The organism is Micromonospora sp. B006, from assembly GCF_003408515.1.
Classification (GTDB): Bacteria; Actinomycetota; Actinomycetes; order Mycobacteriales; family Micromonosporaceae; genus Micromonospora; species Micromonospora echinospora_A.
Map to the genome: position 1 here is coordinate 5599214 of NZ_CP030865.1, position 15043 is coordinate 5614256.

At 70.8% G+C, this 15043-nt stretch carries 12 protein-coding genes; 9 read left to right on the forward strand and 3 right to left on the reverse strand.

Translation table 11 applies throughout. The features are described from left to right. The first annotated feature begins 125 nt into the window (after nt 1-125). The 9 genes from MicB006_RS25095 (at nt 126) to MicB006_RS25135 (ending at nt 10909) form a co-directional block, all read left to right on the forward strand. Complete coding sequence (locus MicB006_RS25095; protein ID WP_152037888.1) at nt 126-2141, forward strand: nuclear transport factor 2 family protein; 2016 nt, start codon at nt 126-128, stop codon at nt 2139-2141. Between the two features lie 180 nt (nt 2142-2321). Further along, nucleotides 2322-3095 carry an SDR family NAD(P)-dependent oxidoreductase gene (locus MicB006_RS25100; RefSeq protein ID WP_073827372.1) on the forward strand — a complete coding sequence of 258 codons (774 nt, stop codon included), beginning with the start codon at nt 2322-2324 and terminating at the stop codon, nt 3093-3095. Further along, nucleotides 3088-4365 (forward strand): iron-containing alcohol dehydrogenase, encoded by a 1278-nt coding sequence (locus MicB006_RS25105; RefSeq protein WP_161565955.1) that lies wholly within the window; start codon nt 3088-3090, stop codon nt 4363-4365. The genes MicB006_RS25100 and MicB006_RS25105 overlap by 8 nt, the downstream gene beginning before the upstream one ends. Then, complete coding sequence (locus MicB006_RS25110) at nt 4362-5789, forward strand: NAD-dependent succinate-semialdehyde dehydrogenase (RefSeq protein WP_225980495.1); 1428 nt, start codon at nt 4362-4364, stop codon at nt 5787-5789. The genes MicB006_RS25105 and MicB006_RS25110 overlap by 4 nt, the downstream gene beginning before the upstream one ends. A 309-nt stretch (nt 5790-6098) precedes the next feature. Beyond that, nucleotides 6099-7154 (forward strand): dipeptidase, encoded by a 1056-nt coding sequence (locus MicB006_RS25115; protein ID WP_116509433.1) that lies wholly within the window; start codon nt 6099-6101, stop codon nt 7152-7154. Nucleotides 7155-7185: 31 nt separating this feature from the next. Then, on the forward strand, nt 7186-8799 hold the full coding sequence (locus tag MicB006_RS25120) for an ABC transporter substrate-binding protein (RefSeq protein ID WP_161565956.1): 1614 nt from the start codon (nt 7186-7188) through the stop codon (nt 8797-8799). Nucleotides 8800-8863: 64 nt separating this feature from the next. Beyond that, on the forward strand, nt 8864-9730 hold the full coding sequence (locus MicB006_RS25125; RefSeq protein ID WP_116509437.1) for a tetratricopeptide repeat protein: 867 nt from the start codon (nt 8864-8866) through the stop codon (nt 9728-9730). A 1-nt stretch (nt 9731) separates the two neighbouring features. Beyond that, the gene (locus MicB006_RS25130; protein WP_018786431.1) at nt 9732-9932 is read left to right on the forward strand and encodes a tautomerase family protein; all 201 of its coding nucleotides are present in this window, start codon (nt 9732-9734) and stop codon (nt 9930-9932) included. Then, nucleotides 9929-10909 carry a D-2-hydroxyacid dehydrogenase gene (locus MicB006_RS25135; RefSeq protein WP_116509439.1) on the forward strand — a complete coding sequence of 327 codons (981 nt, stop codon included), beginning with the start codon at nt 9929-9931 and terminating at the stop codon, nt 10907-10909. Before MicB006_RS25130 ends, MicB006_RS25135 begins: the two co-directional genes overlap by 4 nt. Before the next feature lie 63 nt (nt 10910-10972). Here MicB006_RS25135 and MicB006_RS25140 read toward each other — a convergent pair whose 3' ends face one another. The 3 genes from MicB006_RS25140 to nikB are packed head-to-tail and all read right to left on the reverse strand — an operon-like array spanning nt 10973 to nt 15037. Further along, nucleotides 10973-13159, reverse strand: coding sequence for a thiamine pyrophosphate-dependent enzyme (locus MicB006_RS25140; protein ID WP_370013505.1), 2187 nt, complete (start codon nt 13157-13159; stop codon nt 10973-10975). Between the two features lie 35 nt (nt 13160-13194). After that, a complete protein-coding gene (locus MicB006_RS25145; RefSeq protein ID WP_225980496.1) occupies nt 13195-14100 on the reverse strand; it encodes an ABC transporter permease in 906 nt (301 codons plus the stop codon). Further along, nucleotides 14090-15037 (reverse strand): nickel ABC transporter permease, encoded by a 948-nt coding sequence (gene nikB, locus MicB006_RS25150; protein WP_116509443.1) that lies wholly within the window; start codon nt 15035-15037, stop codon nt 14090-14092. Before nikB ends, MicB006_RS25145 begins: the two co-directional genes overlap by 11 nt. Nucleotides 15038-15043 lie beyond the last annotated feature (6 nt).

Below are 15043 nucleotides of genomic sequence, written 5' to 3' on the forward strand. Positions count from 1 at the left end.
CTGCTCTTGCGCCCTGCGAACATGTCCCGTACGTTTCCGGCAACTGCCTCCGGTCGTGAAACTCCACGGCCGCCCGCCGACCCACGGGGATTCCACATACGACAGCAACGGACAGGGATGTGAAGATGAGACGTCTGACAAGACGGCTGACCGCGACAGCCTCCGCACTGCTGCTGGTCGCCGCCGGAATGGTCGCCCTCCAGGCGCCCCCGGCCGCGGCCACCACCCCGACGATCACCCTCGACACGCTCGCCCGGGACCTCGTCCGCGTCGAGTCGCTGCGCGAGGTCAAGGACGTGCAGCGCACGTACGCGCACCTGGCGCAGTACGGCAGATGGTCGGACATGGCGGCGCTGTTCAGCACCGACGCCACGTTCCGCTGGGGCGACGAGACGGTCACCGGCCGGCCCGCGATCCGCAACTGGCTGGAGGCCGACGCCGGCGCGATGAACGGCGTCAACCCGGGCTCACTGCACACCGTCATCGTCGACCAGCCCCTGGTGAACCTCTCCGTCGACGGCTTGTCCGCGAAGGCGCGCTGGAACGGCTTCCGCTTCCTCGGCGACGGCGCGGGCGCGGCCCGGATCGAGGGCGGCATCTACGAGAACGAGTACGTGTTCGAGAACGGCCGCTGGCGGATCTCCCTGCTGCACTACTACCCGCAGTACGAGGGCGACTACGCCACCGGCTGGCGCAACAAGGACCTCGCGCTGCTGCCGATCGTCCCGTACCACTTCACCCCGGACGAGGCCGGCGTGCCGATCCCGGAGCCGGTCGGCCCGGCCCCACGGGCCGGCACGACGGTCAACAAGGTGGCGGCCCGCATCGACAAGCTCAACAGCGAGGACGCGGTCCGCAACCTGCAGCACGCGTACGGCTACTACGTCGACCGCCGGATGTGGTCCGACGTGGTCGACCTGTTCGCCAACGGCGCCACGGTGTCCATCGACAACGTGGGCACGTTCCGGGGCGCCGCCGGTGTCCGCCAGGCGATGGAGCGGATGGGTCCGGAGAACCTCAGCCAGGGCATCCTCAACGAGCGGATCCAGTTCGACACGATCGTCGACGTGCACACCAGCGGCACGCAGGCGACCGCCCGGGGCATCGAGTTCGCCATGGTCGGCGACGCCAACACCCGCGCGGCGTCGTGGGAGATCTCCGTGTTCCACAACCACTTCGTCAAGCAGGGCGGGTTGTGGAAGCTCAAGGACATGAACATCACGCCGCTGGTGATCGCCCCGTACTCCACCGGCTGGGGTGACGGCGGTATCGCGCCGGCGCCGACCCGGGTGCCGGCCTTCCTCGACGTGGAGGCGCGCAGCCAGAAGAACGCCGGCGGCGCGGCGTCGTCCAACCGGAACCTGGCCGACCTCGACCGCCGGCTGGCCCGTTCGCTGGCGTTCGACGGGGCGGAGAACGTCTCGATGGCGTACACCGCCTACCTGGACGATCTCCGGATCTACGACATGGCGCAGATCCACGCCGAGTTCGGCCACAAGCTGTCGCCGTTCGCCGGCTACTTCCAGGGCCCGGAGCGGATCCGGCAGGCCGGGGTGACGGTCTACGGAACCAACCCGTCGACGATGCGCGCCAGCATCTCGTACCACTGGCGGCCGCAACCGGTGATCCTCGTGTCGGAGGACGGACGGTCGGCGACGATGCGCGCCCGGCTGCTCCAGCCGCGGACGTCGAGGACGAACGCCGGTGCGTTCAACGGCGCGATGTACAACGACGAGTTCGTGCTCGAGAACGGCATCTGGCGCATCTGGAGCCTGACGATCGACGAGTTCTACTGGCAGTCGACCAACTGGGCGGGCGGCTGGGCCGCGGCGAACCCGCGCAACCCGGAGCTGCCGGACCCGGCACCCAGCACGCTGGTGACCCGGTACCCGCCGGACGTGCTGCTCAGCAGCATGGGTGAGCGCTCGCGCGGGTTCCAGGGCGGTTCCCCCGGTTACATCGCGTGGCCCGGGATCGTGCCGATGTGGTTCCACTACAAGAACCCGGTCAGCGGGCGCGAGCCGCAGTTCTACTGGCCGCAGTGCGCGCCGTGCGAGGTGCGGCCGGACTGGCGGATGACCGAGCACGGCTGGCAGCAGCCGCCGCTCGGCCCGCAGGTCGACGGGGTGGACCTGGGCTGACCCGGGGCGACACCGCGCCGTCAGTGGGGGGAGCGCCTCTTCCGACTCCGGTCGGGAGGGGCGCTCCGCCGTCACGGCGACTGTGGACACACGAGACCGCGCTCCGTAATATGAACTTCGGTTGCGCTATCCGAACATTGCTGCCCACCGGCAGCCGTCGAGAAGAGGGATAGAGAAGCCATGCCGGACCCGCAGAACCGCCCCCTCCCGTTGGCGGGCAAGGTCGTCCTCGTTGTCGGCGCCAGCGCGGGCATCGGCGCCGACGCCGCCCGGGTGTTCGCCGCCGACGGCGCCTCGCTGATGCTCGTCGCCCGCTCCGAGGGGCCACTGGAGAAGATCGCCCTGGAACTCGCCTCGGCCGGGCACGACGTCGACCACGTCACCGGTGACATCTCCGTCGCCCGCGACGTCGCCCGCGTCGTGGACCGGACCGTCGAGCGGTTCGGCCGGCTCGACGGCGCCTTCAACAACGCCGCGATGACGCAGGGCGGCCGGCTGGACCAGGTCCCCGAGGAGGACTTCGACCGGATCATGGCGGTGAACGTCAAGGGCACCTGGTTGTGCGTCCGCGAGCAGGTGCGGGTCATGCTCGGCCGGGGCGCCGGCTCGATCGTCAACGTGAGCAGCATCGGCGGGCTGCGCGGCAGCTCCGGCCTGGGCGCGTACCAGGCGACCAAGCACGCGGTCATCGGCCTGACCCGCACCGCCGCGCACGACTTCGGCCCGCTCGGGATCCGGGTGAACGTGATCGCGCCCGGTCCCACCGAGACGCCGATGCTGGCCCAGACCCGGCTGGCGATTCCCGGTGGGGTCGAGGCCCGCATCGCGGCGACCCCGCTGCGCAAGGCGGGCACCGGCACGGAGGTCGGCGCGACCGCGTCGTTCCTGCTGAGCGACCGGGCGAGCCACATCAGCGGGGCGGTGCTCCCGGTGGACGGTGGCTTCAGTGCCTGACGAGACCGCGGTGGCCGCGCCGACCGGCACCGGCGACGATCTCCGCTCCGCCGCCGTCGGCACGCTCCGCCTTCCCCCACGGATCCACTTCGGGTACGGCGCCCGCCGGCACCTGCCGGAGGTCGTCCGGGTGCACGGCCGGCGCGTACTCGCCGTGGTCGACCCGTTCCTGGTGCGGACGCCGATCTTCCGCGAGACGGTGGACGCCCTGACCGAGGCCCGGCTGGACGTGCTGGTCCACTCCGACATCACGCCGGAACTCCCGGTCGACACGCTCGACGCCGCGGTCGCCACCGCCCGCGACTACCGCGCGGAGGTGGTCCTGGCGATCGGCGGCGGCAGCGCGCTCGATGCCGCCAAACTGATCGCGCTGCTGTCGGCCTACGGCGGCCCGGCGCACCGCTACTACGGCGAGAACCTCGTGCCCGGGCCGATCGTGCCGCTGGTGGCGGTGCCGACGACGGCGGGCACCGGGTCGGAGGTGACACCCGTCGCGGTCGTGTCCGACCCCGGCCGCGAACTCAAGGTGGGCATCTCCAGCCCTTTCCTGGTGCCCTCGGCCGCTGTGGTCGACCCGGAGTTCACGCTCGGGACGCCCGCGACGGTGACCGCCTGGTCCGGCATCGACGCGCTGGTGCACGCGGTCGAGTCGTTCACGGCCCGGCCGTTCGACCTCGACTGGTCGGGCGTGCTCCCGGTGTTCACCGGACGCAACGTGCTGAGTGAGTCGGTCGCGTTGCAGGCGGCGGCGCGTCTGGGCCCCTGGCTGCCGGTCGCGGTCCACCAGCCCGGCGACCGGCGGGCACGGCACGAGGTGGCGCTGGGCTCGCTGCTCGGCGGGATGGCGTTCGGCGCGACCGGCACCCACCTGTGCCACGCCCTGCAGTACCCCATCGGCGCGCTCACGAAGACGCCGCACGGGCTCGGCACCGGGTTGATGCTCCCGTACGTCATCGACACGCTGACGGCGCAGCCGGCGGTCGCCGAGCGGCTCGCGACGCTCGGCGCGGCGCTCGAAGCGATCCCGGCCGCGGACGCCTCCGCGGCGCGGACGCTCGCCCGGGTGGTCGAGATCAACCGGGAGATCGGCGTGCCGCGGACGCTCGCCGAGATCGGGCTGACGCGCGGCCAGCTTCCGCAGATCGCCGAGCTGGGGCTCAGGTCCACCCGGCTGATCGCGGCCGCGCCGGTGGACCCGTCCCGCGAGCTGCTGCTCGACATCCTGGAACGCGCCCACGACGGCGCCCTGGCGAATGGGAGTCTCAGGTGAACCTGCTCGCGGACCTCTTCATCGACGGGCAGTGGCGGCCCGGCTCCGACGGCCGCCGGTTCGACGTGACCGACCCCGCCGACCTCTCCACCATCGCCCAGTTCGCCGTCGCCACGGAGCGGGACTGCATGGCCGCTGTCGACGCCGCGGCGGCGGCCCAGCCCGCCTGGGCCGCGACCGCCCCACGCGAGCGCAGCGAGCTGCTGCGCCGGGCGTACGAGATCCTCACCGACGAGGTGGAGGTCTTCGCCGAGCTGATGGTGCGCGAGAACGGCAAGTCGTGGGCGGACGCGATCGGCGAGGCCAACTACGCCAAGGAGTTCTTCCGCTGGTTCGCCGAGGAGGCCGTCCGGGTGCCGGGCGACTACCGCCTCTCCCCGGCGGGGGACAAGCGGATCGTCGTGGACCGGCAGCCCATCGGCGTGTCCCTGCTGGTCACGCCGTGGAACTTCCCGGCCGCGATGGCCACGCGCAAGCTCGGCCCGGCGCTGGCGGCCGGGTGCACGACGATTCTCAAGCCCGCCCGGGAGACGCCGCTGACCGCCGCCTACGTCGTGGAGGTCCTGCGTCGTGCCGGCGTGCCGCGTGGCGTGGTCAACCTGGTCACTCCAGTGCCCACCGGCCCGCTGGTGAAGCGGATGATCGACCGCCCCGAGGTCCGCAAGCTCTCCTTCACCGGCTCCACCGAGGTCGGCCGCGAGCTTCTGCACGCCTGCGCCGACAGCGTGGTCAGCACGTCGATGGAGCTCGGCGGCAACGCCCCGCTCGTCGTGCTGCCGGGCGCGGACCTGGACACCGCTGTGGAGGGCGCGCTGCTGGCCAAGATGCGCAACGGCGGGTCCGCCTGCACCGCGGCCAACCGCTTCTACGTCCATTCCTCCGTACATGACGAGTTCGTCGCCCGGATGGACGCCGCCCTCGCCGCGGTGTCGGTCGGGCCGGGACTCGACCGGGCGAACGACCTCGGCGCGCTCGTCTCGGTGGCTGAACGGGACAAGGTGGCGGACCTGGTCCGGACCGCTGTCGCGGAAGGGGCCTCCGTGGTACGCGGCGGGCGGTCCGCGGCCCACGGCGCGTTCTACGACGCGACGCTGCTGACCGGCGTGGCGCACGGCTCCACCATCACCACTACCGAGATCTTCGGGCCGGTCACCGCTGTGGTCCGGTTCGACCACGTCGACGACGCGGTCCGGATGGCGAACGACACCGTCTACGGCCTGATGGCGTACGTCTTCGGTGAGGAACGGGAGGCGATGGCCGTAGCCCGGCGTCTGGAAGCCGGGATGGTTGCCGTGAACCGGGGTGTCGTCAGCGACCCGGCCGCTCCGTTCGGCGGGGTCAAGCAGAGCGGCCTCGGCCGGGAGGGCGGCTCCGAGGGCATCCTGGAGTTCCTGGAGGAGAAGTACATCGCGCTCACCGCGTGACGGCCGAACCTCTCGACGAAGCGCCCGGCTCCGGCCGGGCGCTTCTCGTGTTCCGGTGACCCGCGCTGGTCCACTGTGCGCGCTCCGGCGCGGGTGGCCGTCGTGGCCGTGCCGTACTTGTCGTCCATAAGGCTCTTCTAGTGCTATGGCGGATTCGCGCCGGACCGGGCACCCTCGATCGGTTTGCTAGAGCTATTACGACGAAATTCGTCGCTTCAAAGCGATCTACCGACGAGTTGCTGAGATTTTATGGACAACAACTGGCGTGGCTCGTAGAGTCTCGGCATCTTCCGATGATCTGGAGATGACGTGAAGACTGCCGCCACCGCCCATCCCGTTCGCTCCTCCGCCGACCTGCACGCCGCCGCAACAGTGGTGGACGGAAGCACGGTGATCGAGCTGAGCGACGCCCACCTCGACCGGATCCGGCGAGGAGGCGTCACCGCGGTCAACCACACGGTCACCCGGCCGTACGCGGACACCGTCACCGCCCTGCGCGAGGTCAACCGCTGCCGCAGGTGGATCGACGCACACCCGGACGAGGTGCTGCTCGCCCTGACCGTGGACGACATCCACCGGGCCAAGGCCGAGGGCAAGGAAGCCGTCATCCTCGGCCCGCAGGACACCGAGATGATCGGGGGCGACCTCGACCTGCTCGGCACGTTCCACGACCTGGGCGTCCGCATTCTTCAGCTGACCTACCAGCGGCAGAACCTGCTCGGCGCGGGCTGCGGCGAGGACACCGACTCGGGGCTGACGCACCGGGGCCGTGCCTTCGTCAAGGCGATGAACGAGCTGGGGGTGCTGGTCGACGTCTCGCACAGCGGCGAGCGCACCGGCCTGGACGCCATGGACGCCTCGGACAAGCCGGTCGTCGTCACGCACGCCTTCTGCGACGCGCTGTCGCCGCACATCCGCGCCAAGTCGGACGGATACCTGCGGCGTCTCGCCGAGCAGGGCGGCGTCATGGGCATCACCACCCTGTCGGGGTTCCTGTACCACCCGGAGGACCCGTCCCGTCGTCCGGACCTGACCCGCTTCGTGGAGCACGTCTGCCGTGTGGTGGAGGTGGCCGGCGTCGACCACGTCGCCGTCGCCACCGACTACGACGAGACGTGGACCGAGGAGATGCGGATCGCGCAGCTCAAGAGCATCGCGCAGGCGAACTCGAAGGAGCACCAGAACCTGCTCGGTGACTTCGGATGGGAGGAGCGCCGGGCGATCGGCATGGACGACGCCGCGGACTTCCCCAACATCACCGAGGCGCTTCTGGCCGGCGGATTCTCGCCGGAGGACGTGATCAAGATCCTCGGCGGCAACTGGCTTCGGGTCTATGGGGAGGCATGGAAGCCGGCCGCGCGATGAAGCGCTAATCGTGACACTGCCAAGGAGACTGATGCGTACCCGAATTCTGATGAGAGCGCTGGCGGTGGGCGTCGTGGCGACGCTCGCGGCCGGCTGCGGAGGCGGCGAGCCGCCGTCGGGCAAGTCCGGTGGCAACGCCAGCGACGGCCTCACCAGCAACGTCAAGCTTGAGGACGAGACGCAGGCAGCCGGTACGCCGAAGTCCGGTGGCCGCCTGCGGATCATGATCCGGCTGGACGCCAACGAACTCGACCCGCACCGGATGTCGGAGACCTCGGCCTTCGTCATCAACGAGCAGATCTACGAGTCGCTCGTGCAGTCGTACCGGGGCGAGATCAAGCCGGCGATCGCCGAGTCGTGGGAGCTGAGCGCGGACGGCCTGACCGTGACGTTCAAGCTGCGCGACAACGCGTACTTCCACAGCGGCCGCAAGGTGACCGCCGCCGACGTGAAGTACTCGATCGAGCGGATCAAGGACCCGGCCACCCGGGCGCCGCGCGCCCGCAGCTACGAGGGCATCACCTCGGTCGAGGCGTCCGACGAGCGCACCGTCGTGATGAAGCTCGCCAAGCCCAACGCCGCCATCCTGACCCTGCTGTCCACCGCCGCGTCGTCGATCGTCGACCGGACCGTGGTCGAGAAGCAGGGCGACCTCAACGGCAGCGTCGACGGCGGCAGCGGGCCGTTCAAGCTGGCCGCCCGGACCACCGGCCAGGCCATCAAGCTGGACAAGCACGACAAGTACTGGGAGTCCGGGGTTCCGTACCTGGACGGGCTGGACTTCACGTTCAACCCGGACGACAACGCCCGCGCCGCCGCCGTGCGCAGCGGCACCGTCGACTTCCTGTGGCGGCCCGCCCCCGAGTTCATCGACGCGCTCAAGCGCGACGAGAAGCTCAAGTGGTACGGCGGCTCCGGCTCGCTGTCGCTGCACCTGCGGCTGAACACCTCGAAGGCGCCGTACGACAACGTCAAGGTCCGGCAGGCCATCTACCTGGCGCTGGACCGGCAGGAGATCCTGAACGTCGCCAACTCCGGCTTCGGCACCGCGCTCAACGCCGGCTACCTGCCGCCGGACCGGTTCGGCGCGCTGAAGGAGCCGGTGTACGGCAAGCCCGACATCGAGAAGGCCAAGGCGCTGCTGGCCGAGGCGGGTTTCCCGAACGGCTTCGACGCCAAGCTCATGGTGATCGCCACCTCGGCGTTCCAGGTGCGCTCGGCGGAGGTGGAGCAGCAGCAGCTCGCCAAGATCGGCATCAAGGTGACGCTGGAGTCGGTGGAGTCCACCATCGCCGACACCAAGACGAAGTCCGGGGACTTCGACATGTACCAGTCCGGCTTCGGCCTGACCTACGACCCGGACGAGCGGTTCACCGCCAGCTTCCTCAAGGGCGGCGGCCTGAACTACGGCAACTGGTCCGACCCGGAGTACGAGGACCTGATCGTCAAGGCCCGCTCCGAGATGGACAAGGACAAGCGCGCCCAGCTCTACCAGCAGGCCGAGAAGATCCTGGCCGAGCGGGGCCCGGTGGCCATGACCTTCCTGAACGCCGACTTCGACGTGGTGCAGAAGGACGTCATGGGTTACCGGGGTGACCCCACTCCGACCTACCGCTTCTACCGGCACCTCTGGCTGGACCGCTGACGAGTCGCGGAGGGGACGCCGGCGCACGGCGTCCCCTCCGCCGCACCGCGACGAAAGGCAATCCATGACGGCCGTACCCCTGACCCACCGCTACGTCATCGCCGCCCGCCTGAAGGGCTACCTCGGCAAGCACGAGGAGTCCGTGGCGCTGCTCACCGAGGCGCTCGAACTGGAACCGAACAGCCCGCGCCTGCTGCGTTTCCGCGGCCACCGGCGGATCTCCATCAGTGACTACGCCGGCGCGATCGCGGACCTGCGCGCCGCCGCCGACCAGCTCGCCGGCGTCGAGGACGAGTACGAGATGTACCAGCCGGAGGTGGAGAAGGACGTCGTCAGCCTGATCCTCGGCCGGCCCGAGGACGTGCGCCCGCAGCACCTCAGCGACACCGATGCCGCCGCGAACCCGGAGATCCTCGGCCGCTACAACACCACGTTGCACGCCTCCGTCTGGTACCACCTGGGCGTCGCGCAGTACCTCGCCGGTGACCTGGAGGGCTGCCTGCCCAGCTTCGCCGAGTCGGAGAAGGCGTCCCGGCACCAGGAGGGCCTGGTGGCGTCGCAGGACTGGCAGTACATGGCACTGCGGCGCCTCGGCCGGACCGCCGAGGCCGAGGAGGTGCTCGACCGGTTCCGCAAGGTCGACCTGGTCGACGAGCCGCACCTGGTCGGCTACGAGGGCCGGATGAGGCTCTACACCGGCCAGATCGGCCCGGACGAGCTGTGGGCGATGTGCGACGGCAACAGCCTCAAGACCGTCACCCAGGGGTACGGCCTCGGCAACTGGCACTACTACAACGGTGACGTCGAGAAGGCGCGCGAGGTCTTCGACGGGGTGCTGAAGACCCGCGTCACGCACGCCTTCGCGTACCTCGCAGTCAAGGCCGAGTACGAGCGCAACCCGGACTTCGCGACCACTAGCAGGGAGAACTGAGATGGCAATCATCCGTGCCGAGATCGGCAAGCGGGACCAGGCGACCAAGGAAGCGATGATCGCCGACCTGACCGACGTGCTGGTCAAGTACGGCTCGCCGCGCGAGAACACCCACGTCCTGCTCTACGAGGTGTCGTACGACAACTGGGCCAAGGGCGGCGTGACGTACAACAACCGGAAGCGTGCGCAGGAGTCCTCGTGACCGGCGCCGCGGCGGGACCGCACATCCTGCTCACGCCCAACCTGTCGGACCTGCTCCAGCAGCTGCGGGAGCGGTTCCCGCAGTGCCGGTTCAGCCCGGTCGGCGACGGTGAGCCGGTACGCGACGAGTGGCTCGACGCCGAGGTGATCCTGCGCAGCGCGATGAACGAGGACACCTTCGACGAGCTGCTGGCCAAGTGCGACCGGCTGCGGTGGGTGCAGATCACCGCGGCCGGGTTCGACTGGGTGGGCGGCGAGCTGATGCAGCGCCGCCTCGCCGAGGGGCTGCTCTACACCCGGTCGCCCAACTCCTACAACGTGCCGATCGCCGAGTACGCCATCGGCGCGGTGCTGATGCGCTTCCGCGCGTTCCCGGAGCACCGGGAGGCGCAGGAGCGCCGGGAGTGGGTGCGGATCACCGGCCGGGACTTCATCGGCAGCACGATGCTCGTCTTCGGCACCGGCGGCATCGGCGGCGAGGTGGCCTGGCGGGCCCGGGCCCTCGGAGTCGACGTGATCGGCGTGAACCGCTCCGGCACCGCGGCCGAGGGCTTCGACCGGGTGATCCCGTACGCCGAGCACATGGCCGTGCTGCCGGAGGCCGACTCGGTGGTCCTGGCCATGCCGCTGACCACCGAGAACCGCTACTTCTTCGACGCCGAGCACTTCGCGGCGATGAAGGAGTCGGCGGTGCTGGTGAACGTCGGGCGGGGCGCCCTCGTGGTGGAGGACGCCCTGGTCGACGCGATGCGGTCCGGCCGGATCGCCGGCGCGGTGCTGGACGTGTTCGAGGAGGAGCCGCTGCCGGCCGACCACCGGCTGTGGGACCTGCCGAACACCACGATCACCCCGCACACGTCGTTCCGTGGCACCGGCAACCTGCAGCGGCTCTACGCCGACTTCTGCGTCAACCTGGAGCGTTACCTGGCCGGCGAGCAGCTGGCCGGCCTGAAGCGGCAGCCCGACCTGGGGTACTGAGGCGGCCGAACGAGAGGCGGCCCACCGGATCGATCCGGTGGGCCGCCTTCGTCGTGCCGTGCGTCAGTCGAGCAGCGCGCGGGCGGCCGTCAGCACGTCGTGCTCACCGAGCAGGACGTGGTCGGCCGCCGGGCCCAGCGGGACGTAGCTGTCGACGCTGTTGACGCGGGAGATCCGCCCCGGGTAACCGGCGTCGACCAGGGCGGCCACCACCGCCTCGGAGACGCCGCCGCCGGCCCGGGTCTCGTCGACCACCAGCACCCGGGGTACGCCGTCGAGGGCGGCGAGCATGCTCGCGGCCGGCAGCGGCGCCAGCCACTGCAGATCCACGACCCGGGCGCGGGCGCCCCGCTCGGCGGCCAGCGTCTCGGCCACCCGCAGGCTCATCGGCACGCCGTTGCCGAACGTGACGAGCGCCAGGTCACCGCCGTCGCGTACGGTCCGGACCTGTCCGAGCGGGATCTCCGCGTCCGCCCACCCGTCCGGCGGGGCGTACCGGGCCAGCCAGCCGCCGTCGCCGTCGGTGTGCAGGTCACGCGTGTGGTAGAGCGCGATCGGCTCCAGGAACACGCAGACCCGCTTCTCCTGCTCGGCCAGCGCGAGGCACTGCCGCAGCAGCGCCGGCGCGGTGGCCGGGTGGGAGGCGACAGCCAGCGCCAGGCCGGGGATGTCCCGCAGCACGGCCACCGAGTTGTCGTTGTGGAAGTGCCCGCCGAACCCCTTCTGGTACGCCAGCCCGGCGATCCGGACCACCATGCCGTTGCCGTACTGCCCGTCGGAGAAGAACCGCAGCGAGGCGGCCTCGCCGCGCAGCTGGTCCTCGGCGTTGTGCAGGTAGGCGAGGTACTGGATCTCCGGGATCGGCAGCGTGCCGGCGAGCGCGCCGCCGAGCGCCACCCCGAGGATGGTCTGCTCGTCCAGCAGCGTGTCGAACACGCGGTTCGCGCCGAACGCCTTGCGCAGCCCGCGGGTGGCGCCGTAGACACCGCCCTTGCGTGCCACGTCCTCGCCGAACACCTGCGCCTGCGGCCAGGTGAGCAGCGCGTCGTGCAGCGCGGCGTTCACCGACTGGGCGAGCGTGAGCGGCCCGCGCGACTCGGGGAGCCGGCCGCCGAACACCTTCTCCCGCCCGGCGCCGGCCCGCGCGGCGGCCGCGGCGACCCGGTCGGTGGCGCGTTCGGTGAGCGGCCCGGTCACCGCCGCCGCGTCGGGCAGCCGTTCGACCCGCCCGAGCATCGCCTCGGCCTGGTCCATGACCAGCTTGCGGGCCTGCTCGTAGCGGGCCAGGCTCTCGGCCGGGGCGAGGATGCCGCGCCGGGCCAGCACCGCCGCCGTGGCCAGCAGCGGGTCGCGGGCGTAGTCGGCGAGGATCTCCGACCGGGACCGGTACGCCAGCTCGGCGTCGGAGCCGGCATGGCCCATGAACCGGACCGTGCGCAGGTGCAGCACGGCGGGACGGCGTCCGGCGCGTACCCGATCGGCCACCTCGCCCGCGACGGCGAGCAGCCGTGCGGGATCGGCGCCGTCGGCGGCGGTGTAGTCCAGGCCTGGTAGCGCGGACAGCATCCGGTCCACCCAGCCCTGCGGGGACCGGGTGCTGATGCCGATGCCGTTGTCCTCGCAGACGAACAGCACCGGCATCCCGAGCCCCTGGTGAGCGGCCCATCCGACGGCGTTCAGCGCGCCCGCCGCGGTGGAGTGGTTGGCCGAGGCGTCGCCGAAGCTGCACACCACCACCGCGTCGGCCGGGTAACCGGTGTCGCCGACGCGCCGGTCCAGCGCGAACGCCATGCCCATCGCGCGGGGCAGGTGCGAGGCGATCGTCGAGGTCTGCGGGATGACGTTCAGCGCCCGGTGCCCGAAGACCTTGTGCCGGCCGCCGGAGATCGGGTCCCGCCGGGACGCGGCGGCCGAGTGCAGCACGTCGGTGACCGGGGTGGAGCCGGGGACCTGGCCGGCCCGGGCGGCGTAGAAGCCGCCGGACCGGTAGTGCAGCAGCGCCGGGTCGGTCGGGCGCAGGGCCAGCGCGACAGCGGCGTTGCTCTCGTGGCCGCTGGACCCGATCGTGTAGAAGCCCTCCCGTTTCGACTGCAGCCACCGCAGCGCGAGGTCGAGGTGGCGGCTCTGGATCTGGGCGTCGAAGTAGTCCAGCAGCAGACCGGCGTCGACCTCGACGTCCGGCGACGGGTCGGCGGGCGCCGCGGCGCCCGCCGACCATTCCGACAGTTGACGAACCAGGTGTTCGTCGATGGTTTCCACGTTGCTCCTTGCCGGGGTGCGAGGGGTCAGCGGCCGGAACGGCCGCGCAGTCGCGGGTCGAGCACGTCGCGAAGGGTGTCGCCCAGCAGGTTGAAGCCCAGCACCGCGATCATGATGCAGACGCCGGGGACGACGGACGGCCAGATCGACATCTCCATGAACGCCTTGCCGCTGGAGAGCATCGACCCCCAGGACGGCTGGGGCGGCTGCACGCCGAGCCCGAGGTAGCCCAGTGACGCCTCGACCAGGATGGCGGTGGCGAGGCTCGTGGTGAACTGCACCGCGATCGGGGCGACCGAGTTGGGCAGGATGTACTTGAAGATCAGCCGGGTGTTGGTGAGCCCGACCGCCTGGCCGGACTCCACGTACGGCTCGCGGCGCACCGACATCGCCGTGCCGCGTACGACGCGGGCGAAGCTCGGGATGAACACGAGGATCAGGGCCAGGATCAGGTTCTCCGTGCCGGGGCCCCGGGCGGCGACGACCGCCAGCGCGAGCAGCAGCGTGGGGAAGGCGAACATGATGTCGGTGGCCGGGGTGATGATCGCGTCGAGGAAGCCCCGGTAGAAGCCGGCGAGCAGTCCGAGCAGGACGCCGATCGCGCCCGCGCAGGTCACCACGATCAGGCTGACGGTCAGCGAGGTGCGTGCGCCGTACAGGGCCCGGCTGAGCAGGTCGCGGCCGGCCTCGTCGGCGCCGAGCAGGAAGTCGCCGCCGGGCGCGGCGAGCCGCTGGTTGGACATGGCGGTCGGGTCGTACGGGGCGATGAGCGGGGCCAGCGCCGCCGCGGCGACCATCAGCACCACGATGACCAGGCCGATGGCGCCCACCCGGTCGCGCCAGATCAGGCGCAGCACCTCCAGGTTGCGGGAGGTCTTGCGAGTGGACGCCGCCTCGGCGGGGCGGCGGTCGGGGGCGGTGTCAGTGACCACTGCGCAACCTCGGATCCAGGTAGGTGTAGATGAGGTCTACGAGGAAGTTGACGACGACGTAGAAGAAGGCCAGGAAGAGCAGGGTGCCCTGGACGACCGGGTAGTCGCGCTGGGAGATGCCGCGGATGACCATCGTCCCCAGGCCCGGCCAGGCGAACACCTGCTCGACGATGACCGTGCCGCCCAGCAGCGCGCCGGCCTGGATGCCCAGCACCGTCACGACCGGGATCAGCGAGTTGCGCAGCGCGTGCCGGGCCATGACCACGCGCTCGGCGAGGCCCTTGGACCGGGCGGTGCGCACGTAGTCCTGGTTGAGCACCTCCAGCATGCTGGAGCGGGTCATCCGCATGCTGATCGCGGCGAGGCTGGAGCCGAGCGTCACGGCGGGGAGGATGAGGTGCTTCAGGGTGCCCCAGAAGCCCTCACCCTCACCCGCGCCCTGGGACGGCAGCCAGCCCAGCGACACCGAGAAGACGTACACCAGCAGGATGCCGAGCCAGAAGTTCGGCAGCGACAGCCCGACCAGCGAGCCGACCCGGGTGGTGGCGTCCAGCAGCCCGTTGCGCTTGGTGGCGCTGAGCACGCCGAGCGGGATGGAGATGAGGATCGAGACCAGCAGCGCCGACACGGCCAGCAGCAGCGTGGACGGAAGGCGCTGCATGATCTCTTCCAGCACCGGCTGGCCGGTGCGCATCGAGGTGCCGAAGTCGCCCTGGACGAGGGCGCCGAGCCACCTCAGGAACTGCTCGTACACGGGCATGTCGAGCCCGAAGTAGCGGCGCATCTCCGCCTCGATAGCGGGGTCGCCGAAGTCCTGACCCATGATCGAGCTGATCACGTCGCCGGGAATCATGCGGATGACCAGGAATGAGATCACCGAGATCCCGAAAAGGACTGGAATAACCGATAAGAGACGGGTCAACGTGATGCGCAGCATTGCAGG